A 25,155-nucleotide genomic window follows, 5' to 3' on the forward strand; every position below is an offset into this window, starting at 1 on the left:
CCGGCGACGTCGGCGCTTTCCCCGGGCTCCCGCACGCCGGGGAAGGCGCCACCTCATTCGTCGGCGTGGTAACCATCGAAACGGGCTCGTGCGGCCGACAGGCGTGCCGCGAAGTCGGGATCCGATTCGATCCGAGCCATGGCGCCGGGGCTGCGTAGCCGTCTGTCGATAACGGCCAGCAGTTCGGCCGGCCGCCACGAATTCGCTACCGGCAGGACCGCCAACAGCCGCAGATAGACATCTTCCGAGAACTCCACATTACTTTCTGATAGCGAGTTCACGATGACAGCGGCCATGGCGTCGAACCGAGGATCCGGCTTCCCCCGACCAAGAGCGAGACATTCCAACACCATCGGAATCTGCTCCGGCGTGTAAGCCAGACCTGAAATGAGTTGCACCATCTCCTCGGAGGGCAGTCGGCGCGCGTCAGTGGTGAGCGACCGGAGGTAGAGGGTCAAGCAGGGCTCCACGGAGGAAATCGGCCCGAAGTTATCCTGCCAGCGCTCGATGGCCTTCTTGGCGCGCCGATAGGCGGCTGTCAGAGCGACCGGATGCGCGCCGTCCGCCCGCTCCATCAGAAGCAGGCGAACGATACTGTTGGCGACCGACTCGGCCTTGCCTTCATCGTGCTGAACGAAGGTGGCCAACGCCGGCCAGTGCAGTTCGCTGATGATCGGATCGGCGGAGTGCCGGATGACGTCGTCACTCAAAGCACCGGAAAGATTCATCATCGCCATGGCGGGGATCAACGGGAAGTTCTCGCTGAACCCGTCGCTCACCTCCGACCGGCCGAACCTCCAGCTCGGGCCGAAGTTGTTCGACCAGCGCGGATCGACCGGCCCGGTGGTGGGCTGGTCGGCGAATTCCAGGACCAGGTCACGACGCTCGTCCTCGGCCCAGGATCGGGTGACCTGCACCCCCTCGAGACCGTCGAGCAGCATTCCGCCGGGGACCGCCGCCCGCCACTGGGAAACCGTGTCGCGCAGCCAACTCGCCGGATCGCGAGCATGCAGGTAGAGGTCTGAAGCACGGACTCGTCCGCCACAGGACAGGACGAGCAGCATCAGGTTGAAGGAGTAGGTGGCCATCCAGTGGTCGATGCGCTTGTCGATGGGCCGATAGCCGCTCGGCGTATGGGTCGGCCTGGTGACGGCGACGCGTAATTTCTCCAGAAGCCAGTCCGCGGCGTCTGCGGACAGCATCTTGCGGAGAAACGGAACGACCGTGCTGCGGGCACACAATGGCGTGAACCCGAGCAGCGATCGCAGGCGGACGTCGTCTTCGACCTGGCCGATCGGAAGAAAACTGGCTCGGGAGAGGGCCACGCCTTCCCGGACGGCTTGAGCCACCAGACGGGCCACCAGGTATTCGCCGAAGGTGGCGTGCAGAAACTCGTATGTCTGACGAGCCTGATCGTCCTGGACCGCTTGAACGCGCTGAATGAAGAAGAACCGGCCCACCATCTCCTCACCCGCACTGAAGGGGCGGTGGAATCCCTCGGTCTTCCCGGCGCTGGACGGGCGGAGGCCCAGGCCGGTCAGATCCGCGTCGAGTTCTGCGGTGGTCGCCCACAGGCGCAGCCGGTGGAACATCGAGAACGCCACCACCGACAGGCGCAACAGCTCGTCGGCGACATGGGTCAGCCGCTCCTTCTCGGACAGGTGAGCGCCGTGGACGCGACGAACCTCCCGTTCGGCGAAGTCGTGCAGCAGACGCTCGTAGAGTTCGCCGGTGCCGAAGTCCTCGGAGGCCTGCAGGGCATTCGTCCGGGCGTCGTAGAGGGCCAGCATCAGCAGCAGTAGCGGCTGGGTGGCCAGGTCGGGAAAACGCAGCACGACCTCACGAGTGAGCGGTCGGCGTCCGGTCTCGGCCCAGTACCGCGAGTTGGCGGCGTTCCAGGACTCCAGCCAGCGATCGACCTGCGGCTCGTCGAACGCCTCCAGTCGCACGACCAGCCCACCGGCCGGGATGCGTGCCCGGTCCGCGACGGCCACACGGCTCGTCACGATGACCGCCGCCGGCCGGCCCAGACGTGCTTCCCGCTGTTGGAAGGCGGCCACCTTCTCCAGATAGTCGGACTGGTGCACTCCGGTCGCCTGCAGCAGCTCGTCCAGCCCGTCGAGCAGGATCACCGGCATCGCGGCGTCCGCCGATTCGGCCAGTTCGGCCCAGGCGACGGTCTCCCCGATGGCCGCGCGCAGCGCCTGCTCGATCTGGTCCTGGATGGACGCCTCGGCCCGGACCTCCCGCAGGGCCACCCGAACCACCAGGTAGTCGGCGGCGGGCAGCCGAGCGGCGAGGATCCTGGTCAGCGACGACTTACCGCCACCGGGCTGGCCGAGCAGGATCAGCGGTACGGCGGCCGCCTGAGGTGTGGTCAGGTAGGTGGCCAGAAGGGTGTCGAAGTCGGTGCGGGCCTCAGCCTCGCTCCACCAGTCCTCATCGGCGGGCCGCAGACCGAGCCCGCTCGACTTCACCCGGAACCGCGGATCCAGATACGCGGTGGCCAGGCTCGGCATGACGAGGTCGCCGGTGTCGCCGCCGAGGATCGGCTCGTCGAGATCGGCACGATGGATGCGGGCCAGCGCCGCTCGGTGCCGGGCCGGGTCACGGTGCGAGGTCGTCCGCAGCAGGGCCGCTTCCAGGCCCTCGAGGCCGCGCGACACCGCGCGGGCCTCCCAGCGGTCCAGCCAGATGCCGAACTCGGGCACGTCCTGGACCAGGCGGCGAACCGTCTCCTCGTAACGTTCGACGGCGAGTTCCGGCAGTCGCTCGGTCAACAGGGTATCGACGGCCCGGCGGGTGCGCTCGTCAGCGGTCTCCCATACCGCGAGGTGCGCCAGGTGGGTCGCCATCCGCCTACCGCATTCCTCGAACCAGCCGGCGAGGCCGGCCAGGAGGCGGTCGCCGGTGGAATTCGGCCCCGGGGCCGGGATGTCGGCGTCGAGCAGGCGGTCCGGCCACGATCCGCCGGAGCGGGCGGCGGCGAGGAACAGCAACTGGTCTTCGCGCGTGAAATCCGGGTCGGCGAGTCCGGCGGTGTCCAGACAGTCGTCCAGCGAGGAGAAGAATGACGAGACGGCCAGGACACCATGCGCGGCGTGCAGGCGCTGGTTGCGGGTGTAGCGGGCCTGTCCCCGTACCACCTCGGTGATCTTGTCGGCCACCAGATGCCCGAGCCGGACCGCCTCCGTCTTGGCGTCGAACAGGCTGAGGGCGGCCTCGCTGCCGCCCGCCGTGGCCACCGCGAGCACGCCGCCGAGGACGTTGTCGGCGGCCTTCATCAGCGGGCCGGAGCCCCCGAGAAGCTTGACGGCATCAAGATAGGTCAGACCCTGGGACACGGTCCCCACTATATGGACGGTGGCCGCTATCCCGAGGGCAGCAGGGTACGCAGTTCGGCGATCTGTTTCACCCGGTCGGCCCGGGTGGTGGCGAGCGGCGACGCCAGCAGTGTGGTCACCCCGGCGGCGGCCAGCGCGTCGAGCCCGCGCCGGAGGTCGTCCGGCCGTCCGACCAGGGACGTCGCGGCGACCAGGTCGTCCGGGACGGCGGCGATCGCCTCGGCTCGGCGGCCGGACAGGTACAGGTCCTGGATTCGGGTGGCTTCCTCGGCGTACCCGTACCGACGCACCAGATCGTTGGAGAAGTTTCGGCCGCGGGCCCCCATGCCGCCCAGATAGAGCGCGAGCTGCGCCCGGTGCCGGCCGAGCAGGGCGGGATCGGGTTCACCCACCGCGAACGGTACGGGCACGCTGACCTCCAGCGGCCCGAGCGACGGTTCGCGCCGGGACCGTCCGTCGGCCAGTGACTCGCCGAAGACCCGCTCGGCGGATCGCGGGTCGAGCCAGAGCGCCTGCCACCCCTCCGCGATCTCGGCGGCCAGCGCCACGTTCCGGGGCCCCATGGCGGCCAGCAGGATCGGCACGCGTGGCCGTACCGGATGATTGATGATCTTGAGAGGTTTGGCGTAGTCGCCGGGGAGCGGGATCCGATAGTGGGCGCCGTCGAAGGTCAGGGTCTCGCGTCGCCAGACGCGGCGGCAGATCTCGACGATCTCGCGGGTCCGGGCGACCGGCGCGTCGTAACGCACCCCGTGGAAACCCTCGATGACCTGCGGACCCGAGGCGCCCAGCCCGAGGTTGAACCGGCCGCCGGACACGTAGTCGAGCCCGGCGGCGGTCATCGCGGTCAGCGTAGGAGTGCGAGTGTAGAGCTGCATCACACCGGACGCCAGATCCATCGCACGCGTACGGGCGGCGAGGTAACCCAGTTGGCTGACGGCGTCGAAGCTGTACGCCTCCGGGACCACCACCAGGTCGGCGCCGGCCTCCTCGAACTCGACCACCTCGTCGACCGCCTCGGCGAAACCCTCGCCGCTGTAGCCGAGCTGGATCCCGAGCCGCATCAGTCGTTGACGATCACTTGGCGGATCACGTCACCGCTGCCCAGGGCGGCGAGCGCCTCCCCGGCCTGGTCGAGGCGCAGGCGGCGGCTGATCATGCCCTCGATGTCGAGCCGGCCGGCCCGCCACAGGGCGAGCAGGCGGGGGAAGTCGCGGTGCGGGTCGGCCGAGCCGTACAGCGACGGGACGATCGTCTTGCCCTCGAAGAGCAGCTCGAACGGGCTGAACTCGACCTGGTCCTCGGCCCGGCCGGCGCCCACCACGACGACCTGGCCGCCGCGCCGGGTGGCGGTCCACGCGGTACGCAGCGTCTGCGGCACGGCGACCACGTCGAACGAGTGGTCGAACCCCTCCGGCGCCACCTCGGCCTGCAGGTCGCTCAGCTCGTCGGGGGTGGCGGTGTGGGTGGCGCCGAACCGGCGGGCCGCCTCGTGCCGGGCCGGGACCGTGTCGACCGCCATGATCTGCGCCGCCCCGGCGAGGCGGGCGCCCTGGATGGCGGCGATGCCGACCCCGCCGCAGCCGATCACCACGACGCTGTCGCCGGGCCGCACCCTCGCCGTGTTGATCACCGCGCCGACGCCGGTGGTGACGCCGCAGCCGACCAGGGCGGCCACCTCGTACGGCACGTCGTCGTCGATCTTCACGGCGCCGGCCCGGGGCACCACCATCTCCTCGGCGAACGAGCCGCACCCGGCCATCCCGAAGATCTCCAGGTCACCGGCGGCGAACCGGGGGATGACGTAGCCGCCCATCACATGGGTCATGCACAGGTAGGCCTCGCCGCGGCGGCAGTGTGTGCAGACCCCGCAGGCGGGCAGCCAGTTGACCGCGACCCGGTCGCCGGGGGCCAGGTCGTCGACGCCGTCACCGACTTCGAGCACGTCACCGGCGGCCTCGTGGCCGAGGACCGCGGGCACCGGTTGGGGCAGGCCGCCACGGAGCGCGGACAGGTCGGAGTGGCAGACACCGGCCGCCCGCACCCGCAGGCGCACCTCCCCCGGCCCGGGGCCGAGGACCGTCACGTCGTCGCGGTAGTCGAGTTTCTCGTCCCCGATCGTGTGCAGCACGGCCGCGCGCATCCCGGCACCCCCTCGAAATTAGAACGCGTTCTACGCTATCGACGAGCCTGGTACCAAGCAAGCGTTCGGTCAAGGGCGATAATCGGCTGGTGACGCAATCCAAGAGCCCGTCCGAGCGGCGCGCCCACCTGGTCCGGCTGGCCGGCGACCTCTTCGCCGAGAAGGGGTTCCGGGCGACCACGGTGCGGGAGATCGCCGACGCCGCCGGGATCCTGTCCGGCAGCCTCTACCACCACTTCGACTCCAAGGAGTCGATCGGCGACGAGATCCTCAGCGCCTTCCTGGAAGACGTTCTCGCCGGTTACCGCGAGGCGGTCCGGGACACGCCCGACCCGCGGACGGCGATCGAGCAGATCGTACGGTCCAGTACGGCCAATCTGAGCCGGCACCGGGCGGCGCTCACGATGTTGCAGAACGACTGGAACTACTTCAGCGGGCAGCCGCGCTTCGCCTACCTGCGCACCGCCATGAAGGAGATCGAGCAGACCTGGATCGAGCAGCTCGAACGCGGGAAGCAGACCGGGCAGTTCCGGGCCGACCTGGACACCCGCCTGACGTACCGGCTGCTCCGCGACATCCTCTGGCTGCCGACGTCGTGGCGTTCGTCGGCGACCTGGAGCACCGACCAGATCATCGACGGACTTCTCCGCCTTCTGTTCGACGGCATCCGGGCGTAGCCTCCCAAGCAAGCGCTTGGGAGGTTTCGATGGGGCGGCTGGACGGCAAGGTTGCACTGATCACCGGCGGGGCGCGCGGCATGGGCAAGGCCCACGCCCGACACTTCGTCGCCGAGGGGGCACGGGTCGTCATCGGCGACGTGCTCGACGAGAAGGGGCAGCGGGTCGCCGACGGCCTCGGCGCCGACCGTTGCCGATATGTCCACCACGACGTGACCAGTTCTGATCAGTGGGCGGCAGCCGTCGACGCGACCCTCGCCGCGTTCGGGGGACTGGACGTGCTCGTCAACAACGCGGGCATCCTGCGGCACGCCCCGGTCGCCGAGATGGATCCGGCCGAGTTCCGGCAGGTCATCGAGGTCAACCTGATCGGCACGTGGCTCGGCATCCGGCAGGTCGTCCCGGCGATGATCGAGGCCGGCGGCGGCTCGATCGTGAACATCTCGTCGATCGAGGGGTTCGCCGGTGCGGCCGGGCTGTCCGCGTACAGCGCCAGCAAGTTCGGGGTCCGCGGCCTGACCCGGTCGGCCGCCCAGGAGCTGGGCGGGCTCGGCATCCGGGTCAACTCGGTGCACCCCGGTGGCGTGATGACGTCGATGGCGCTGGCCGCCGCGCAGACGATGACCGGCGTGGACGGGAGCGGATTCCTCAAGGGCCTGCCGATCGCCCGCTTCGCCGAGCCCGTGGAGATCTCCCGGCTGGTCGCGTTCCTCGCCTCCGACGAGGCCTCCTACACCACCGGCGCCGAATTCCTCGCCGACGGCGGCCTGCTCAGCGGGCCGGGGTACTGAGATGGCGGCGCTGGACGGCCGCGTCGCGATCATCACCGGGGCCGGGGCCGGGCTGGGGGCCGCCGAAGCCCGCGCGCTCGCCGCGGCCGGCGCCCGGGTGGTCCTCAACGACCTGCCCGGCGATCCGCTCGACGAGGTGGCCGAGCGGATCCGGGCGGACGGCGGCGAGGCGGTCACCCGCCCCGGCGACGTGGCCGACTGGGCGACCGGGGAGGCGCTGGTCAAGACCGCCGTCGACACGTTCGGCGGGCTCGACGTACTGGTCAACAACGCGGGGGTGCTGCGCGATCGGATGATCTTCTCGATGTCCGAGACGGAATGGGACACCGTCATACGGGTCCACCTGCGCGGGCACTTCGTCACCACCCGGTTCGCCACCGCGTACTGGCGGGCGCGGGCCAAGACCACCGGACGGCCGGGCTACGCCCGGATCGTCAACACCGCGTCCGAGGCGTTTCTGCTCGGCTCGGCCGGCCAGCCCAACTACGCGGCGGCCAAGGGCGGGATCGTCGCCCTCACCCTGGCGACCGCGCGCGGTTGTCTCAAGCACGGGGTACGGGCGAACGCCATCTGCCCACGCGCGCGGACGTCGATGACCGGCGAGCTGATGGGCCCCGCCCCGACCGGCCCCGACCCGATGGCGCCGGAACGGGTCGCACCACTGGTCGTGCACCTGGCCGGCCCCTCCGGCGAACGCATCAACGGCGAGGTGTTCGTGGTACACGGCGACGTGGTGGCGGTACTCGGGCCACCCACGGTGCGGGCGGTCTTCCACGCGACCACCGGGGAGTGGACGGCGGCCGAACTCGACGCCGCCCTGAGTACCGAGTTCGACGCCGACCCGCCCCATCCCGGGTTCGTCTGCGAGGAGACGCTGCCCCTGGCCGAGTCGACGTTCGGGGAGGGCTCGTGAAACAGCGGGACGCGGTCACCATGACCGACGACGAGGTGGCGGCGCTTCTGGCGTACCGACGGAAGGTGCAGATCGCGACGATCAACCCGGACGGCACGCCGCATCTGGTGACCATGTTCTTCGCGACGGCCGAAGGCCGGATCGCGTTCTGGACCTACCGGGCCTCGCAGAAGGCCCGCAACCTGGCCCGCGACCCGCGCCTGACCTGCCTGGTCGAGGACGGCGAGGACTACTTCGAGCTGCGCGGCGTGCAGGTCAACGGCACGGTCACGGCGATCACCGACCGGCCCGGGGTGACAGGGGTGGGCCGCCTGATCGCGGCCCGGATGCCGGACATCCCGGCCGACGCCCTCGACGCGTACGTCGATCACGCCGCCCGCAAACGCACCGCCTACCTGGTCGAGCCGGTCCGGGTGACCAGCTGGGACCATCGCAAGCTGCTGACGTGACCATCCGGCCCCGCGGACGCATAGACTGACCGCCGGCCGGAGCGGGGTGGGAGGGCGCATGTCAGTCGGTGCGACGGTGGGCCGTCCCCGCGATCCCGAGGTCGACGAACGGATCACCAGGGCCGCGGCCGAGGTCTTCGGCACCGAGGGCTGGGCCCGTTTCTCCGTCGACGCGGTGGCCCGCCGGGCCGGTGTCGGCAAGGCCTCCATCTACCTGCGCTGGCCCAACAAGGAGGCGCTGCTGGTAGCGGTCTTCGCCTCCCGCCTGTCCGGTGTCCGCGACATCGACACCGGCAGTCTCCGCGACGATCTGGTGGCGCTGGCCCGCCAGGTGCTGCACGCCTTCCTGGACGAGTCGGGCGGCGCGGTCCTGCGCCTGATGCTGGAGGTGGAGAGCATCCCGGCCGGCCAGGAACACCTGGACCGTTTCCTGCAGTCCCAGGCCACGGCGGCCCGGGCCATCGTCCATCGCGGCATCGACCGGGGCCAGCTACGTCGGGACATCAGCGTCACCCTGCTGCTCAACACGATCAGCGGCGGCGCGCTGAACCACGCGTTGACCACACCGTCCCGCTCCCGGGCGAAGGTCGCCGCGACCGCCGACCGCTACGCCGAGGAACTGGTCGACTTCGTCCTGGCCTCAGTGACCCCGACCGGCTAGCGCGACCGCCCGCAGGCGCTCGCCCTCGCGGACCAGGTCACCGGAGCGGATCAGCAGTTCCACGTGGGCGGCGGTCTCGGCGACCGCGCCGACCAGCATCGGGCCGATCTCCTCCCACGGGCGCGACCAGGTCAGCTGGGACGCCACCTGCCAGATGGTGGCCGCGCCCAGGCGCTCGACCGTCGTCCGGATCTCCCGGCAGCGCTCACGGTGGTGCGAGTCCAGTTCGGCGGCTCGGGCGGCGATGCCCCGGAAGCGGTACTCGTGGCCGGGCAGCGCCTCGCACTCGTCGTACGCGGACACCTTCGCCAGTGACTCCAGGTAGCGGCCGAGCGGGTCCTCGCCGGTCAACTGCAGGCCGATGTTGGGGCTGATCCGGGGCAGCACGTGGTCGCCGGTGAGCAGCACCTGGGCGTCCGGTTCGAGCAGGCACAGGTGGCCCGGTGTGTGGCCGGGTGTCCAGACCGCCCGCAGCCGGCGGCCGGCCAACGGGACCAGATCGCCGTCGTCGAGCATCACGTCGGCGTCGGCGAGCGGCGCGAAGTGCAGGTCGACCGCCGCCCCGAACCTCCCGATCAGGCCGTCGATCTCCTCGGCCGGAACGTACAGGTCACGCATCCAGGCCGACAGCGCCACACTGGGCGCGGTCTCCCGGTCACGCAGCATCGTCGCGTGTTCGGCCGGGTGCATCGCCACCCACGCCCCGGAGGCGTCGCGGAGCCGGGCGGTCAGCCCGTGATGGTCCGGGTGCACGTGGGTGAGCACGACTCCGGTGACGTCGGCGGCGGTCGCCCCGGCCTCGGCGAGCCCGGCGGTGAGCGCCTGCCAGCCGGAGTCGCTCTCCCATCCGGGGTCGACGACGACGAGCCCGTCATCCCCCGGGATCAGGTAGCTCAACGTGTAGCGCAGCGGATTGTTCGGGATCGGCACCGGAACCGACACCAGCCCACCGGCCAGCTTCTCCACCGGCGGCAGGACCTTGGCCCGCCAGGCGGCCTGCTGCAGGTTCATCCCGGACCCCTTTCCTAGACGACTTACGTCTAGGAAATGGACCATATCCTGATCGCCGGTCGTTCAGCAATCACCGGCGGCGGTGGGAGCTACATCATCTCCTCGGTGGTGGGGATCAGGACGGTCTTCAGCTCGGTGTAGGCCTCGATCGACGTGCGGCCGCCCTCCCGGTTCAGGCCGGACTGGCCGTAACCACCGAAGGCCACGTGCGGCTCCAGCTGGTAGCCGTTGACGCCGACGGTTCCGGCCCGCAGGGACTTCGTCAGGCGGAACGCTCGCTTCACGTCCGACGTCCAGACCGTCGCGGCCAGGCCGTACGTGGTGTCGTTGGCCAGCCGCAGCGCCTCGTCCTCCTCGGTGAACGGGACCACCGCCAGCACCGGGCCGAAGATCTCCTCGCGGGCGATCGTCGCGTCGTTGGCGACGTCGGCGAACAGGGTCGGTTCGACGAAGTTGCCGGCCGCCAACTCGCCGTCCGGGCGTCCGCCGCCGGTCACCAGGCGGGCACCCTCGCTGCGGCCGGATTCGATGTAGCCGAGAACCCGGTTCAGCTGACGTTCGTTGATCAGCGGGGACGCGGTGGTCTCCGGGTGGAACGGGTCGCCGTAGGTGACCAGCGCGGCCATCGCCTCGGCGATCGCCAGGAACTCCTCGTAGACGTCCCGGTGCACCAGCGCCCGGGTGTGCGCGACACAGGCCTGGCCGGAGAGGCCCATCGTCACCGTGCCCATCGTGGTGGCGGCCGCCGCGTACACATCGGCGTCCGGGAAGACCAGTGACGGGCTCTTGCCGCCCAGTTCGAGGCTGGTCCGTTTGACGCCGTCGGCGGCGGCGGCCAGGACCTTGCGGCCGACGCCGCGGCTGCCGGTGAAGCTGATCTTGTCGACCTGCGGGTGGTTGATCAGGGCGTCGCCGGTGATGTCGCCGGGGCCGGTGACCACGTTGAGGACGCCCGGCGGTAGACCGGCCTCCTCCATGATCCGGGCCAGGCGCAGCGCGGAGAACGTCGCATACTCGGACGGCTTCAGCACCACCGTGCAGCCGGCGGCCAGGGCCGGGGCGACCTTCTGGGCGGTCAGCAGCAGCGGGCCGTTCCAGGCGACGATCGCGGCGACCACACCGACCGGTTCGCGCAGCGTGAGCACCATGTGGTCGCCACCCTGATAGCCGGGCAGCGTCTCACCGGCGAGCTTGTCGACCCATCCGGCGTGGTGGTCGAAGATGTCCGCGACACATTCGACGGACATCGCATACGTCTCGCCGAAACTGACCGGCACACCGTTGTCGAGGGCGACCAGCGTCTGCAGTTCCGCGGCGTTCTCCCGGATGGCGTCGGCGATGCGACGCAAGACCTTGATTCTCTCCTTCGCCCTGGTACGCGGCCACGTGCCCTCGTCGAACGCGGTGCGAGCAGCGCGTACCGCCGCGTCCACGTCGGATGCCGAGGCGATGGCGAACGTGCCGACCTCCTCGGCGGTCGCCGGGTGCAGATGGTTCCAGGTGGCGCCGTCGGCGGACGGGCGCCAGTCGCCGGCGATCAGCAGTTCTCCGCCGGCCAGGCCGACCTCGTCGCGTTTGGCCTTGATCGAGAGCACCATGCCGACCTCCGGGCGCGCGAATTGAAACAGGTTCTACTTCTCGGCACGGTACGCCGTGTCCCGGAGGTCCGCCAGATACGCCGGCCATTCACCGCCGCCGTGCACCGCCAGCGAGGCCCCACTGATGTACCCGGCCAGCGGAGAGGCGAGCAGAAGACAGGCGCCGGCCACCTCCCCCGCGGTCGCCGCCCGCCCCATCGGAACGGTCCGCGCCACCGTCGACGCCGCCCGACCGTCGCGCCGGCCGAGATCGTCATGGACGCCACCCCGGGCCGGAGCGACGGCCGACCCGGCCCCCGCCGACCCGGCCCCCGCCGACCCGGCCCCCGCCGACCCGGCCCCCGCCGACCCGGCCCCCGCCGACCCGGCCCCCGCCGACCCGGACGCCTCGACCGGGCCGACCACCAGGGTGTTCACCCGCACCCTCGGAGCCCACTCCGCGGCCAGGCTGGTGGCGAGGTGGTGAAGGCCGGCCTTGGCCGCACCGTAGGCGGCGGTCCCGGGCGACGGCCGAGTCCCGCTGACGCTGCCGATCATGAGGATGACGCCGCCGGTGTCCTGATCCCGCATGACCGCGTTGGCCGCCTGCGCCACGTGTAGAGGTGCGAGGAGATTGAGTTCGATGATCTTCGCGTGCAGGCGCGGGGACGCTTCTCCAGCGGGCACCTCCGGGCTGCCACCCGCGTTGTTGATCACGACATCCACCCGCCCGAAACGATCGATCGCCGCCTCGATCAGGGCCGCGGCCTGGGCCGGATCACGCACGTCCGCCTGGAAGAACTCCACCCCCGAGGAAGCCGCCGCGGAGGACGACGAGACCGAGGGGGCGGAACGGTGGCCGGGCAGAGCGACCGGGGACGAGGTCGGTGGGGTGCGGCCGCAGATCAGGACGTCGGCGCCGGCGGCGCGGAACGCGGCCGCGATGGCGGCTCCGATGCCCCGGGTGCCGCCGGTGACCACCACGGCGCGGCCGGTGAAGTCGAGGGGGTCCATGAATGTCGATGCTAGCCACCCAAGCAAGCGCTAGGTTAGCCTGACCGCCGTGGGGATCGATCTGCAGCGTGGCGCGGTCGCCGAGGTGATCGTGGATTTTCCGCCGGTCAACGCGCTTCCGGCGGCCGGTTGGCACGCCCTCGCCGACGCGATCGGCGCCGCCGGGGCCGACGAGCAGACCCGGGTGGTGGTGCTGGCGGCCGAGGGCCGGGGGTTCTGCGCCGGTGTCGACATCAAGGAGATGCAGCGGACACCCGGGCACGAGGCGCTGCTGGCCGCGAACCGGGGGTGTGCGGCGGCGTTCGGCGCGGTCTACGACTGCCCGGTCCCGGTGATCGCCGCGGTTCAGGGGTTCTGTCTGGGCGGCGGGGTCGGCCTGGTCGGCAACGCCGATCTGGTGATCGCGGCCGACGACGCCACGTTCGGGCTGCCCGAGGTGGACCGGGGCGCGCTGGGTGCGGCCACCCATCTGGCCCGGCTGGTTCCGCACCAGCTGATGCGGACCATGGTCTACACCTGCCGGCCGGTGACCGCGCGGGAGTTGCACCGGTTCGGGACGGTGCTGGAGGTGGTTCCGGCGGCCGGGCTGCGCCGGGCCGCGCACCGGGTGGCCGAGGAGATCGCGGCGAAGGACCCGCTGGTGATCAGGCGGGCCAAGGAGTCGCTGAACGGGATCGACCCGATCGACGTCAAGCGCTCCTACCGGTTCGAGCAGGGCTTCACGTTCGAGCTGAACCTGAACGGCGCCGGCGACCGGGCCCGGCAGAGGTTCGTGGAGGGCCGGTGAAGATGGAAGTCAGCATCGAGGACGCGGTCGCCGAGGTCCGGGACGGGATGACCGTCGGGATCGGCGGCTGGGGCTCCCGACGGAAACCGATGGCTCTGGTCCGGGCGCTGCTGAGGGCCGGCCGCAAGGACCTGACCCTGGTCAGTTACGGCGGACCGGACGTCGGACTGCTGGTCGCCGCGGGGCTCGTACGCCGGATAGTCACCGGTTTCGTCTCGCTGGACAGCATCCCGCTGGAGCCGCACTTCCGGGCCGCCCGCAGCGCGGGCACGGTCGAGCTGACCGAATATGACGAGGGCATGCTGTATTGGGGTCTGCTGGCCGGCGCGAACCGGCTGCCGTTCCTGCCGATCCGCGCCGGTCTGGGTTCGGACGTGATGCGGGTGAACCCGGGTCTGAAAACTGTCCGCTCGCCCTACTCCGACGGCACCGAGCTGGTGGCGATGCCGGCGATCACCATGGACGTGGCGTTCATCCACCTGAACCGGGCCGACGCCTCCGGCAACGGCCGCTACCTGGGCCCCGACCCGTACTTCGACGACCTGTTCTGCCTGGCCGCGAAACGACGGTTCCTGTCGTGTGAACGTCTGCAGGAGACCGACGACCTGATCAACGGCGGTCCGCCGCAGACGCTGCTGGTCAACCGGTCGATGGTGGACGGCGTGGTGGAGACCCCGCACGGTGCGCACTTCACCAGCTGCGTCCCCGACTACGGACGGGACGAGACGTTTCAGAAGGAGTACGCCACGACCGACTGGGACACGTTCCGGGCCCGCTATCTGGACGGCGACGAGGACGACTACCAGCGGGCGGTACGGCGATGACCCGCGCCGAGACGTGCGTGGTGGCGTGTGCCGAGGCGTGGCGCGGCGACGGTGCGGTGCTGGCCGGCTCGGCCGGGGTCGTTCCGGGGCTGGGTGCCCGGCTGGCGCAGCTCACGTTCGCCCCGGATCTGCTGGTCACCGACGGTGAGGCGACCCTGCTGCGGGACGGGCGGGTGGAGGGCTGGCTGCCGTACCGCCAGGTCTTCGCGATCGTCGCGGCCGGCACCCGGCACGTGATGATGGGTGCGAGCCAGCTGGACCGGTTCGGCAATCAGAACATCTCCTGCGTCGGCCCGTGGGAGCGGCCGGTCTCGCAGCTGCTGTGCGTGCGCGGCGCACCCGGGAACACGGTGAACCACCCGGTCAGCTACTGGGTGCCCCGGCATTCGCCGCGGGTGTTCGTCGAGCACGTCGACATGGTCTCCGGGGTCGGCCACGATCGCGGCGCGCACGAGATCCGCCTGGTCGTCACGAATCTGGCGGTCCTCGACTTCGCCACCCCGGACCGGTCGATGCGGCTGCGGTCGGTGCATCCGGGGGTCACGGTGGACGAGGTGGTCGCGGCGACCGGCTTCACGTTGACCGTTCCTGATCAGGTTCCGGAGACCCGTGGGCCCACCCCGGATGAGCAGCGGCTGATCCGGGAGCACCTCGATCCGGACGGCCGCCGGGATCGGGAGGTCGGATGAGGACGGCGCTCACCGACCTGCTCGGCTGCCGGCATCCGATCGTGCAGACCGGGATGGGCTACGTCGCCGGGGCCGGTCTGGTGTCGGCGGTGGCCGAAGCCGGCGGTTTCGGCATCGTGGCCTCCGCGACGATGCCCCTCGACCAGCTCGAAGCCACGATCACAGAGATCAAGAGCAAGACCGACAATCCCTTCGGCGTCAATGTACGGGCGGACGCCCCCGATGCCACGCAACGCATCGACCTGCTGATCCGGGAACGGGTGAAGCTCGCCTCGTTCGCCCTCGCACCGGACCGTGACCTGATCCGCCGGTGCGCCGACGGCGGGGTGCTGACCATGCCGTCGGTGGGTGCGCGCCGGCACGCCGAGAAGGTCGCGGCCTGGGGTGTGGACGCCGTCCTCGTCCAGGGCGGTGAGGGCGGCGGGCACACCGGACCGGTGCCGACGACGCTGCTGCTGCCACAGGTGGTGGACGCGGTGGACATCCCGGTGGTGGCGGCCGGTGGGTTCTTCGACGGGCGGGGGCTGCTCGCCGCGCTGGCCTACGGGGCGGCCGGGGTGGCGATGGGCACCCGGTTCCTGCTCACCTCGGACAGTCCGGTCGGGGCGCGGGTGAAGCAGCTCTACCTCGATGCGGACGTGACCGGCACCGTCGTCACCACCCGAGTGGACGGTGTGCCGCATCGGGTGCTGCGTACCCCGTACATCCGCGGGTTGGAGAGATCGGGGAGGGTGACCGCGCTGCTGAGGTCGGCCCGGCACGCTGTCGCGTTCCGGCGTCTCGCCGGCATGTCGTGGCCGCAACTGGTGCGCGCCGGGCGGGCGGCGCGGCACGGGCGCGATCTGAGCTGGGCGCAGACGCTGATGGCGGCGGGCACGCCGGTGCTGCTGCGGACGGCGATGGTGGAGGGGCGCCCGGAGTACGGGGTGATGTCGGCCGGGCAGGTCGCCGGAGTGATCGACGACCTGCCGTCGTGCGCCGAACTGATCACCCGGATCATGCGGGAGGCGGACGACGGATTGGGGCGGCTCACAGCCGTTCGATGATCGTCACGTTGGCCTGGCCGCCGCCCTCGCACATGGTCTGCAGGCCGTAGCGTCCGCCGCACCGTTCGAGTTCGTGCAGCATGCCGACCATGAGCCGGGCGCCGGTCGCGCCGAGCGGGTGCCCGAGGGCGATCGCGCCGCCGTTCACGTTGACCCGGCCGGGGTCGGCGCCGGTCTCCTTCAGCCAGGCCAGGACGACACTGGCGAACGCCTCGTTCACCTCGAAACGGTCGATGTCGTCGATGCTCAGCCCGGTATTCCGGAGAGCGTGGGCGGTCGCCGGGATCGGCGCGGAGAGCATCAGCACCGGGTCGTCACCTCGGGCGGAGAGGTGGTGGATGCGCGCTCGCGGACGCAGACCGTGGTCCCGGACGGCCCGTTCACTCGCGACCAGTAGCGCGGCGGCCCCGTCCGCGATCTGACTCGCCATCGCGGCCGTGGTGACCCCACCCTCCCGAAGCGGCTTCAGCGCGGCGATCCGCTCGGCGCTGGTGTCCCGGCGCGGACACTCATCAACACCATTCGCACCGCCCCAGCCGGCCGCGTCGCCGGAATCGCGGGCGCCGCCCGCCATGTCTCCGCCGATGATCTCCCGCAAGAATCGCCCACCATCGATTGCTTTGACCGATTTTTCGTGACTTGATAGCGCGAAACGTTCCAGCTCCTCACGATCGAGCGACCATCGTGCCGCGATCTCGTCCGCGCTGCGAAACTGGGAGACTTCCTGCGAGCCATACCGCGCCGCCCAGCCCTCGGTGCCCACATACGGCCCGGACGGGGCCATCGCGCTGCCGATCGGGACCCGGCTCATGTTCTGCACTCCCCCGGCCACGATCAGATCAGCGGTCCCGCTCATCACCGCCTGCGCCGCGAAGTGCACCGCCTGCTGCGACGACCCGCACTGCCGATCCACCGTGACGCCGGGAACATGTTCTGGAAGTCCGGCCGCGAGCCACGCCGTCCGGGCGATGTCCCCGGACTGCGGCCCCAAGGTGTCGACACACCCCAGGATCACGTCGTCGACCGCACCCGGATCGACGCTCCCCAGGACCGCCCTGATCACCGCGGCCCCCATGTCCGCTGGATGAACCTCGGCGAAACGGCCCCCGCGACGACCCACCGGCGTGCGCACCGCACCGACCAGATATGCCTCCATTGTTGACGCCCTCCCGTCGCAGCGAGTAGAACGTGTTCTAACTTACCGGGATCGGGGTGGCCCATGCACGTCGGATACACGCCCGAGCAGGAGAAGCTGCGAGCCTCCCTGCGGGACTACTTCGCCGCCCTGCTGACCCCGTCCCTCCGCGACGGCCTGACCAGCGGCGACGGCGAATACGGGGACGGCGCCGCGTACCGGGAGGTGGTCCGGAGGCTGGGCCGCGACGGCTGGCTGACGATCGGCGGCCGCTCCCGCCTGGAGCAACTGATCTTCGCCGACGAGGCGGCCCTGGCCGGTGTGCCGGTGCCGTTCCTGACCCTCTACACGGTCGGCCCGACCATCGCCCGACACGGCACGGCCGAGCAGAGGGAACGGCTCGTTCCCCGGATCGAAGCGGGCGAGGTGCACTTCTCGATCGGCTATTCGGAGCCGGGTGCCGGCACCGACCTGGCCGCCTTGAAGACCCGGGCGGTCCGCGACGGCGACCACTACGTGATCAACGGTCAGAAGATGTGGACGAGCCTCATCCAGTACGCCGACTACGTCTGGCTGGCCTGCCGCACCTCGGATGTCGAAAAGCGGCACCAGGGCCTGTCGATCATCATGGTCCCGACCGACGCGCCGGGCTTCTCCTGGACCCCGGTGCGGACCGTGGCCGGCCCGTCGACCAGCGCCACCTACTACGACGACGTACGCGTCCCGGTGTCCGCGCTGGTCGGCGAGGAGAACCAGGGCTGGCGTCTGATCACCGACCAGCTCAACCACGAGCGGGTGGCCCTCACCTCTGCCGCTCCGCTGCAGCGGGCGCTACGGGAGGTCCGTGACTGGGCGGTCACCACCGGCCGGATCGAGCACGAGTGGGTGCGTCTGCACCTGGCCCGGGTGTACGCGAAGACCGAGGCGCTGAAGCTGTTCAACTGGCGGGCCTGTGTCACCGACGGTACCCCGGCGGCGCCCCGGGCCTCGGCCGGCAAGGTCTACGGCACCGAACTGGCGATCGAGGCGTACCGGCTACTCATGGAGATCATCGGCCCGGCCGCGACGATCCGGGACGGCGAGCCGGGCGCGGTGCTGTCCGGGCGGATCGAGCGGATGTACCGATCGTCGCTGATCCTGACCTTCGGCGGCGGTACCAACGAGGTGCAGCGCGACATCATCGCGGCCGGTGCGCTCGGCCTCCCGATCAGGCGTTGAGGAGCCGCTCATGGACTTCGAACTCAGCACCGAGGCCGTCGAACTGGCCGGGCTGACCCGTGATCTGGCATCGTCCGGCCGGCCGCTGTGGCCGGCGCTGGCCGAGGCCGGGATCCTCGCGGCGGCCCTACCGAAACGGGCCGGCGGCGAGGGTTACGGGCTGATCGAGCAGTGCGCGATCCTGATCGAGCTGGGCCGGCACGCGGCCGACGTCCCGTACCTGACGTCGATCGTGGTGGCCGCCTCGACGATCGCCGAGTTCGGCACCGACGAGCAGGTGGAGAGCCTGGCCGTCCCGGCCGGACGGGGCGAGCTGATCCTCGCCGACGCCGGGATCGAGCCGGCGACCGCGAGACGAAGACTGATCCTGGGCACCGCGGCCCAACAGCTCGGCGTCGTCGAACGCGCTCTGGAGATGACCGCCGAATACGCCCGCACCCGGGTCCAGTTCGAACGGCCGATCGGCTCGTTCCAGGCCGTCACTCAGCGGCTGGCCGACGCGTGGATCGACGTGGAGGCGCTGCGGTTGGCCGTCTGGCAGGCGGCGTCCCGGCCGGAGCCGGCCGAGGTCGCGACCGCCGGGTTCTGGGCCGCCGAGGCCGGGCACCGGGTGCTGCACACCGCCGTTCACGTGCACGGCGGCGTCGGCATCGACATGGACTATCCGCTGCACAGGTACTTCCTGGCCGCCGAGGACCACGAGTTCCGGCTCGGTGGCGCCACCGCCCACCTTCTCGACCTGGCCGAGGTGCTGTCATGAAATTCACGCTGGGGATCGCGCTGAGTCCGCTCGACCAGTTGACCGAGCTCGCCCGTACCGCTGAGGAATGTGGTTTCGCCTCGATCGCGTTGCCGGATTCGCTGTTCTATTCCGAGCACGTCTCCGCCGCATATCCCTACACGCCGGACGGCAGCCGTTTCTGGAATGCCGACACCCCGTGGCCGGACCCGATGGTGGCGGCCGGGGCGATGGGCGCGGTCACCTCGACGATCCGTTTCTACACCCAGGTCCTCAAACTCGATCCGCGGAATCCGGTGCTGCTCGCGCGGCAGATCGGCACGGTCGCGGCGCTCACCGGAAACCGGTTCGGGCTCGGTGTCGGGCTCGGCTGGTCGCCCGAGGAATCGCACTGGTGCGGTCAGCCGTTCTCCGATCGCGGGGCCCGCGCCGACGAGTCGATCGAGATTCTCAAACGGATTCTCGGCGGTGGCATGGTGTCGTTTCACGGTAAGCATTTCTCGTTCGAGAAACTGCAGATGAGCCCGGCGCCGACCGAACCGGTCCCGTTCTACGTCGGCGGGCATTCCGAACCGGCGCTGCGCCGGGCCGCGCGGATCGGCGACGGCTGGTCCTCGGCGATGATCGGTTTCGACGATCTGCGGACCACGATCACCAGGCTGGCCGAGCTCCGCGCCGAGTACGGCCGCGCCCACCTGCCGTTCGAGATCCAGGCGGTCTGCATCGACCGGCCCGGCCTCGACGGGTTCCGGCAGCAGGCCGAGATCGGCGTCACCGATGCCATCGTCATCCCGTGGCGCCGCCTCGACGCCTCCCTCCAGGAGAAACGTGACGCTCTGCGCCGCTTCGCGGACCGATTCGTGGGGCCGCTAGCCTCGGCCGGGTGACCTCTCCCGCTGCCCCGCCCCGCCCGGCGTCCCGGCCGGTCGAACTGCGCCCGGTCGGCCGGGCCGATCGTGCCGTGCTGACCAATCTCGGACAACTGTTCAGGCACGACCTGTCCGAGTCCTACGGGCACGTGCCGAACGACGACGGGTCCTTCAACGACCGTTCCGTCGATCTCTTCCTGGCCGGCGCCGACCCGGAGGCCCGCGGCTGGCTGATCACCGCCGCGGGCCGTACCGGAGGATTCGTGCTGACCGCCGCGCATCCGGACGGCGGCCGTACCATTTCGGCGTTCTTCGTGGTTCGCGGTCTGCGCCGGACCGGCGTCGGCCGGATCGCCGCCCTGGAGGTCATCCGCATGGTTCCGGGCCGCTGGGTGATCGGTTTCCAGCGATACAACCCGGGCGTCGAGGATTTCTGGTCCGCCATCGCCACCGAATTGACCGGTGACAAATGGCGGATCCACGACGGCCCGACGCCGGAGACGCGTCCACCGGACACCTTCATAACCCTTGATCTGGTACGCGCTCCGTGGCCGGACGACCGCATCTGACCGGTCTCAGCCCCAGAGGGCGGTGCTCCAGTCCTCGGTGGAGGCATAGCGGGCCCCGCTCCAGTCGTCCGTCGACCAGGCCCGTCCGCTCCACGCCCGTCCGCTCCAGCTCGGGTCGGTCCAGGTCCGGCTGCCGCTCCACGGGATCGCCTGCCACACCGCCGAACCCCAGGTGCGGGACGCGAACGACGTGCCGTTCCACCCGTCGCCCGCGATCGGCGTGCCCATCCAGGTGCCGCCGATCCAGGACCGCTCGGCCGCCGACATGGCCGCCCAGTTGGCGCTGTGGAACGGTCCGAAGACGGTGAACTCACCGGTCAGCGGCACGTTGTTGCTGACCACCCGGCTGTCGCCGCGGGCTTCGTCGAGCCGGCCGTCACCGGCGGACAGCGGGAACGGCTGTCCGGCGGCGGCCGGGGTCAGGCCCAGCGCGGTGTTCACGTTGACCTGCTTCAGCCGCAGCGAACCCGCTTTGCCGGCGGTCAACGCCGTACCCCGTTTGAGAAGGTCCTTGACCTGGTCGGGGGTGAGCGACGGCCGGGCCTGCAGCAGCAGCGCGACGGCCGCGGACGTCACCGCGGTGGCCTGCGAGGTGCCGCTCCCCCGGAACAGCGTGCTGCCGCTGCGTGCCGCCGGGTACGCCGTGTCGATGGCCGACCCCGGGTCCCGCAACGACAGGATCGACTCGCCCGGCGCCAGCACGTCGATCGCCTTGCCGTTGGTGCCGCTGTTGGTGAACGTGGCCAGGTCGTCGTCGACGGTGGAGACGGTGCCCTTGGTGGCGGCGGCGCCGACCGCGATCACGAACGGATCGGTGGCCGGGTTGGTCAGCCGGGTCTCCGCGTTGCCGTCGTTCCCGGCCGCCACGACCACGACGATGCCGGCTTTCCAGGCGCGTTCGACAGCGTACTGCAGGGGGTCGCTGGCCGCCGACGGGTTGCCGCCGCTGCCGTAGGAGAGGTTGAGCACCCGGATCGGGTTGGCCGGGTCGTCGTTACGGTGCTCGACCACCCAGTCGACGGCGGCGATCACCTGCGAGACGTCCACGGCGCCGTTCGCGGTGCCCAGTTTGAGGGACGTGAGCTGCGCGCCGGGGGCGACGCCCCTGGTTCCGGAGGCGGTGTCGTTGCCGACGATGATGCCCGCCATGTGGGTGCCGTGGCCGTACGAGTCGAGGTATCGCAGGTTGTCGGCCTGCGACTCGAAGGACAGGTCGGGACCGTTGACGACCTTGCCGGCCGGCAGTCCGGCGACCGGCGCGATCCCGGTGTCGAGCAGCGCCACACCCACGCCGGCGCCGGTCAGCCCGGCCGCGGCCCCGGTGTCCGCCCCGATGATCGACCGGACGTCCCTGATGGTGGTGCCGGTCGTGGATCCGGTGGTGGTGAGCCAACGGCCGCTCCAGGCCCGGCCCATCGGCTCCGGCTTCGCCCCGGGCACGGTCAGCGCACTGCCCCCGACCAGGGCGAGCGGCAGAGCCACCGCCACCGCCGTGCGCAGGGCTCTCCTCGTACGCTTCATCGCGCGTCCTCCGTAGCGTTCCGGTTGCCGTACGGTGGCGAGTCATCGGCGCGGGCCCGCGGACCCTGAGGTTTCCTTCCGAATCCGTTTTCTTCAGTTCCGGCCGATCGCGCCGATGTGGCGGCAGTGATCCTGGACCTCGCCGCCGAAGTCGACGACCTCGAGAACCACGAGGGACACGACGTCTCGGCCCTGCTGGCCCGGGCGTCCGCCGCCGTGGACGAGGCGCAGCGGCTGGAGGACGTGGTGCTGGGGCACCGGGCCCGGCTGGTGCAGGCCGACATGCGCCGCCGGCAGGGCGACGTCGATCACGCGGCCCGGGTCTTCCTGGCCACCCACCGCTGGGCGGAACGTCACGACTGCCGACCGCTGCTGGCCCGCAGCCACTTCCATCTGGCGCTGACCTTCCACTACCTGGGTGATCACGCGGCCAGTCTGGAGCACGCGCTGAACGCGGTGGACCTGCTCGACGACGACGCACCGGGCGGGCTGCGGGTGATCCATCTGGTCCGGCTGGCCAACTCGCTGGCCGAGAACGGCTCCACCGATGCCGCCCGGGCCCGCTACCAGCAGGCGGAACGGATCGCCACCGAGATCGGCGACCGGACCCGGCAACTGCTGGTGCTGAACAATCTGGCGTACACCGAACTGGAAGCCGGCAACGCGGGCACCGCGCTGGCCGCGGTCGAGCGGATGTACCACGCGGCCCGGGCGATCGGCCGGGACCTGCTGATCATCGAGCGGGACACGGTCGCGAACATCCACATCAGCGAGGGCCGGTACGAAGAGGCGGAACGGATCCTGCAGAACGTCTGGGAGGCGCCGCCCTGGTTCGAGGCACACGACGCCGCCGAGGCCGCGCTGACCCTGGCGCTCGCCCAGCGGCACCGGGACGCCCTGGACCGGGCTCAGGCGAGCCTGGACCACTGCCGGGATCTGTGTGCCGAGCACCAGCTCAACTCGGTGGGCGTACGGGCGATGGCCGAGCAGGCGGAGCTGTATGCGGCCGCCGGTGACCACCGGGCCGCGTTCGACGAGTACAAGCGCTTCCACACCGCCAGTGAGCAGTTGCGCTCGGCCCAGCAGGAGGCGAAGGCGCGGGCCCGGCAGGCGATGCTGGAGACCGCGGAGGCCCGCCGGGACGCCGAACGCTACCGGGAGCAGGCCCGCCGCGACCCGCTGACCGGCCTGTGGAACCGCCGGTTCGTCGACGAGACTCTGCCACAGGTGCTCGCCGGGGCCGCCTCGGCGAGGCGCCCGGTGGTCCTGTCGGTGATCGACATCGACCACTTCAAACGGATCAACGACACGCTGTCGCACGACACCGGTGACCGGGTGCTGATCGCGGTCGCCGAACTGCTGGCCGACGAACAGGACCGCCTCGCCGCCGACGGTTTCGTGGCCCGGATGGGTGGCGAGGAGTTCCTGATGGTGCTGCCCGGGGTGACCGCCGCCGAGGTGTTCGAGCGGCTCGACGGCGTCCGCCGCCGGATCGCCGGGCACCGCTGGCAGCCGGTCACCGGGGACCTGCCGGTGCGGATCAGTGTGGGCGCCGTCGTCACCGGTCAGGCCACCCGCGACCAGGCCCAGCTGCTTGCCGAGGCCGACCGTCGCCTCTACACGGCCAAGCGCGAGGGCCGGGACCGCGTGATCAGCTGACGATCTCGGGAATCTGCCGCTCGGCTCGTCCGCGGGCCTTCGCCACGTACATCGCGGCGTCGGCACGGTGCAGGATGGTGTCGGTGTCGTCGTCGTTCTCGCGGGCCGCCACGCCGATGCTGACCCCGATGGTGACGGTCTCGGCACCGATGCGGAACGGTTGGGTCAACCGGTCCCGGAGCCGGTCCACGAGAACGTCGACCGTGTCGGTGTCCGGGGCGAGCAGGATCGCGAATTCGTCGCCGCCGAGGCGGGCCACCAGGTCGATGGTGCGGGTCTCGGCGCGCAGCCGGGCCGCCACCTCGGTCAGCAGGAGGTCGCCGGCGGCGTGGCCGAGCCGGTCGTTTACCGGTTTGAAGCCGTCCAGGTCCAGGTAGAGCACGGTGAGCGGGCCGGTCGGCCGGTCCGCGGCGCGCTGGTGGAACAGGGCGCGGTTGGCGGCACCGGTCAACGGGTCGTGGTAGGCCAGGTGCCGCAGTTGTTCCTCGCGTTCGCGCAGTTCGGAGACGACCCGGTGCAGGTCGCGGCTGAGCGCCGAGTTGTCGCGCAGCGCGACCAGCTGGCGGGCCAGGACGAGCAGGACGACGGCACCGAGGACGGCCGCCGAGAACAGGTCGAGGTGGGCACCGGAGCCGACCCGGTCGATGGCGGCGAGGATGGCCAGGGCGAGCGGAAAGTACGGCAGGTAGAGCAGCACCGGCAGGGTGGGGGCGGCCGTGCCGGGCCGCTGGGCCGGTGCCATCACGGCGGCCAGGCCGAACAGCACGAACCCGGCGACCCAGCCGGTGTCGATGACGCTGCCGCAGGTGTACGAGCTGTGCTGGTTGAGGTAGGCGAACCCGAGGTCGGCGGTGCTGAACGAGATCGCGCCGGCGACGATCAGGGCGGCGCTGCGGCGGCGGCCCGGTTCGGCGTGCGGGAGCAGGATCAGGGCGACCGCGCCGATCAGCACGTCGCCGAGCGGGTACGCGGCCGACACCGCCTTGGCCAGCGGGGTGAGGTTGCCCGCCCGGTAGACCGACTCCAGGACGAACACCCAGCTGAGGAAGAGCAGGGAACCGGCGATGACGAGCCCGTCGAGGACGACCCGGAGCAGGCCGCGGCGGACCCCGAGGAAGGCGATCAGGGCGGTGACCGTGCACGGGACGATGAACAGGAACCCGAAGTCGCCGATGTTCGGGAACGGGGCGGTGACCTGCCGGATCGACACGTAGTAGGCCCACGTCGACTCGCCGAACGCCCAGCCGGTCATACCGACGGCCAGGACCGCCCAGGCCAGGCGGGAGCGGCCGGCGCCGCGGCGGGCGGTGAGCACCGAGGCGACCGCGGCGAACAGCGCGGACAGGATGAGCACGGTGACGCTGAAGTCGGTGGCCGCCTGTGACCCGGACGGCAGTGCGCGAAGCACGGCGAAATGCCCGACGACCAGGGCGGCGCCGAGCAGCACGAGAAGCATCGGCATGTCCGCCTCCGTCGTGACCGGTTACCGGCCCCAGGGTGCCGGGGCCGGGTTGCGGAC

At 70.9% G+C, this 25,155-nt stretch carries 23 protein-coding genes; 14 read left to right on the forward strand and 9 right to left on the reverse strand.

Annotated features, from left to right (window positions below; genetic code table 11):
- Window positions 1–53 precede the first annotated feature (53 nt).
- From Q0Z83_RS32045 to Q0Z83_RS32055, 3 genes are read right to left on the reverse strand one after another with little or no spacing between them, the layout of a single operon-like run.
- Window positions 54–3,344 (reverse strand): NACHT domain-containing protein, encoded by a 3,291-nt coding sequence (locus tag Q0Z83_RS32045; protein WP_317786970.1) that lies wholly within the window; start codon window positions 3,342–3,344, stop codon window positions 54–56.
- A 26-nt stretch (window positions 3,345–3,370) separates the two neighbouring features.
- Window positions 3,371–4,408 (reverse strand): LLM class F420-dependent oxidoreductase, encoded by a 1,038-nt coding sequence (locus tag Q0Z83_RS32050; protein ID WP_317786971.1) that lies wholly within the window; start codon window positions 4,406–4,408, stop codon window positions 3,371–3,373.
- Window positions 4,408–5,487, reverse strand: a complete 1,080-nt coding sequence (locus Q0Z83_RS32055; protein ID WP_317786972.1) for an alcohol dehydrogenase catalytic domain-containing protein — start codon at window positions 5,485–5,487, stop codon at window positions 4,408–4,410. Before Q0Z83_RS32055 ends, Q0Z83_RS32050 begins: the two co-directional genes overlap by 1 nt.
- A gap of 86 nt (window positions 5,488–5,573) precedes the next feature.
- On the opposite strand from Q0Z83_RS32055, the gene Q0Z83_RS32060 reads away from it, so the two are divergent.
- From Q0Z83_RS32060 to Q0Z83_RS32080, 5 genes are read left to right on the forward strand one after another with little or no spacing between them, the layout of a single operon-like run.
- Entirely contained in the window at window positions 5,574–6,164 is a 591-nt protein-coding gene (locus tag Q0Z83_RS32060) for a TetR/AcrR family transcriptional regulator (protein ID WP_317797168.1), read from the forward strand.
- A 29-nt stretch (window positions 6,165–6,193) separates the two neighbouring features.
- Window positions 6,194–6,955 (forward strand): glucose 1-dehydrogenase, encoded by a 762-nt coding sequence (locus Q0Z83_RS32065; RefSeq protein ID WP_317786973.1) that lies wholly within the window; start codon window positions 6,194–6,196, stop codon window positions 6,953–6,955.
- 1 nt (window position 6,956) lies between these two features.
- Window positions 6,957–7,868, forward strand: a complete 912-nt coding sequence (locus tag Q0Z83_RS32070) for an SDR family NAD(P)-dependent oxidoreductase (protein ID WP_317786974.1) — start codon at window positions 6,957–6,959, stop codon at window positions 7,866–7,868.
- On the forward strand, window positions 7,865–8,317 hold the full coding sequence (locus Q0Z83_RS32075; RefSeq protein WP_378079135.1) for a pyridoxamine 5'-phosphate oxidase family protein: 453 nt from the start codon (window positions 7,865–7,867) through the stop codon (window positions 8,315–8,317). Before Q0Z83_RS32070 ends, Q0Z83_RS32075 begins: the two co-directional genes overlap by 4 nt.
- Before the next feature lie 58 nt (window positions 8,318–8,375).
- Complete coding sequence (locus Q0Z83_RS32080; RefSeq protein WP_317786975.1) at window positions 8,376–8,978, forward strand: TetR/AcrR family transcriptional regulator; 603 nt, start codon at window positions 8,376–8,378, stop codon at window positions 8,976–8,978.
- Here Q0Z83_RS32080 and Q0Z83_RS32085 read toward each other — a convergent pair.
- The 3 genes from Q0Z83_RS32085 to Q0Z83_RS32095 all read right to left on the reverse strand — a co-directional run bounded on the left by Q0Z83_RS32085 (window position 8,958) and on the right by Q0Z83_RS32095 (window position 12,580).
- Window positions 8,958–9,989, reverse strand: coding sequence for an MBL fold metallo-hydrolase (locus tag Q0Z83_RS32085; protein WP_317786976.1), 1,032 nt, complete (start codon window positions 9,987–9,989; stop codon window positions 8,958–8,960). The two genes, Q0Z83_RS32080 and Q0Z83_RS32085, sit on opposite strands and share 21 nt — an antisense overlap.
- Window positions 9,990–10,078: 89 nt before the next feature.
- Window positions 10,079–11,587 carry an aldehyde dehydrogenase family protein gene (locus Q0Z83_RS32090; RefSeq protein ID WP_317786977.1) on the reverse strand — a complete coding sequence of 503 codons (1,509 nt, stop codon included), beginning with the start codon at window positions 11,585–11,587 and terminating at the stop codon, window positions 10,079–10,081.
- 33 nt (window positions 11,588–11,620) lie between these two features.
- Window positions 11,621–12,580: an SDR family oxidoreductase gene (locus Q0Z83_RS32095; protein WP_317786978.1), complete on the reverse strand. Its 960-nt coding sequence runs from the start codon at window positions 12,578–12,580 to the stop codon at window positions 11,621–11,623.
- 49 nt (window positions 12,581–12,629) lie between these two features.
- On the opposite strand from Q0Z83_RS32095, the gene Q0Z83_RS32100 reads away from it, so the two are divergent.
- The 4 genes from Q0Z83_RS32100 to Q0Z83_RS32115 are packed head-to-tail and all read left to right on the forward strand — an operon-like array spanning window position 12,630 to window position 15,926.
- The gene (locus Q0Z83_RS32100) at window positions 12,630–13,367 is read left to right on the forward strand and encodes an enoyl-CoA hydratase family protein (protein WP_317786979.1); all 738 of its coding nucleotides are present in this window, start codon (window positions 12,630–12,632) and stop codon (window positions 13,365–13,367) included.
- A gap of 2 nt (window positions 13,368–13,369) precedes the next feature.
- Complete coding sequence (locus Q0Z83_RS32105; RefSeq protein ID WP_317797170.1) at window positions 13,370–14,191, forward strand: CoA transferase subunit A; 822 nt, start codon at window positions 13,370–13,372, stop codon at window positions 14,189–14,191.
- Window positions 14,188–14,880, forward strand: coding sequence for a CoA-transferase subunit beta (locus tag Q0Z83_RS32110; RefSeq protein ID WP_317786980.1), 693 nt, complete (start codon window positions 14,188–14,190; stop codon window positions 14,878–14,880). Before Q0Z83_RS32105 ends, Q0Z83_RS32110 begins: the two co-directional genes overlap by 4 nt.
- Complete coding sequence (locus Q0Z83_RS32115; protein WP_317786981.1) at window positions 14,877–15,926, forward strand: NAD(P)H-dependent flavin oxidoreductase; 1,050 nt, start codon at window positions 14,877–14,879, stop codon at window positions 15,924–15,926. The genes Q0Z83_RS32110 and Q0Z83_RS32115 overlap by 4 nt, the downstream gene beginning before the upstream one ends.
- Here Q0Z83_RS32115 and Q0Z83_RS32120 read toward each other — a convergent pair.
- Complete coding sequence (locus Q0Z83_RS32120) at window positions 15,910–17,082, reverse strand: acetyl-CoA C-acetyltransferase (protein WP_317786982.1); 1,173 nt, start codon at window positions 17,080–17,082, stop codon at window positions 15,910–15,912. The two genes, Q0Z83_RS32115 and Q0Z83_RS32120, sit on opposite strands and share 17 nt — an antisense overlap.
- Before the next feature lie 63 nt (window positions 17,083–17,145).
- On the opposite strand from Q0Z83_RS32120, the gene Q0Z83_RS32125 reads away from it, so the two are divergent.
- From Q0Z83_RS32125 to Q0Z83_RS32140, 4 genes are read left to right on the forward strand one after another with little or no spacing between them, the layout of a single operon-like run.
- The gene (locus tag Q0Z83_RS32125; RefSeq protein WP_317786983.1) at window positions 17,146–18,279 is read left to right on the forward strand and encodes an acyl-CoA dehydrogenase family protein; all 1,134 of its coding nucleotides are present in this window, start codon (window positions 17,146–17,148) and stop codon (window positions 18,277–18,279) included.
- A gap of 10 nt (window positions 18,280–18,289) precedes the next feature.
- Window positions 18,290–19,039 carry an acyl-CoA dehydrogenase family protein gene (locus tag Q0Z83_RS32130; RefSeq protein WP_317786984.1) on the forward strand — a complete coding sequence of 250 codons (750 nt, stop codon included), beginning with the start codon at window positions 18,290–18,292 and terminating at the stop codon, window positions 19,037–19,039.
- Entirely contained in the window at window positions 19,036–19,905 is an 870-nt protein-coding gene (locus Q0Z83_RS32135) for a TIGR03619 family F420-dependent LLM class oxidoreductase (protein ID WP_317786985.1), read from the forward strand. Before Q0Z83_RS32130 ends, Q0Z83_RS32135 begins: the two co-directional genes overlap by 4 nt.
- Window positions 19,902–20,456 (forward strand): hypothetical protein, encoded by a 555-nt coding sequence (locus tag Q0Z83_RS32140; protein ID WP_317786986.1) that lies wholly within the window; start codon window positions 19,902–19,904, stop codon window positions 20,454–20,456. Before Q0Z83_RS32135 ends, Q0Z83_RS32140 begins: the two co-directional genes overlap by 4 nt.
- Window positions 20,457–20,462: 6 nt before the next feature.
- Here Q0Z83_RS32140 and Q0Z83_RS32145 read toward each other — a convergent pair whose 3' ends face one another.
- Window positions 20,463–21,977, reverse strand: coding sequence for a S8 family serine peptidase (locus Q0Z83_RS32145; RefSeq protein WP_317786987.1), 1,515 nt, complete (start codon window positions 21,975–21,977; stop codon window positions 20,463–20,465).
- Between the two features lie 126 nt (window positions 21,978–22,103).
- Here Q0Z83_RS32145 and Q0Z83_RS32150 point away from each other — a divergent pair, with 126 nt between their 5' ends.
- A complete protein-coding gene (locus tag Q0Z83_RS32150; RefSeq protein WP_317786988.1) occupies window positions 22,104–23,636 on the forward strand; it encodes a GGDEF domain-containing protein in 1,533 nt (510 codons plus the stop codon).
- Here the strand turns inward: Q0Z83_RS32150 and Q0Z83_RS32155 are convergent.
- Window positions 23,629–25,098 carry a GGDEF domain-containing protein gene (locus Q0Z83_RS32155; protein WP_317786989.1) on the reverse strand — a complete coding sequence of 490 codons (1,470 nt, stop codon included), beginning with the start codon at window positions 25,096–25,098 and terminating at the stop codon, window positions 23,629–23,631. The two genes, Q0Z83_RS32150 and Q0Z83_RS32155, sit on opposite strands and share 8 nt — an antisense overlap.
- Window positions 25,099–25,155 lie beyond the last annotated feature (57 nt).

Source organism: Actinoplanes sichuanensis (assembly GCF_033097365.1).
GTDB classification, from domain to species: Bacteria; Actinomycetota; Actinomycetes; order Mycobacteriales; family Micromonosporaceae; genus Actinoplanes; species Actinoplanes sichuanensis.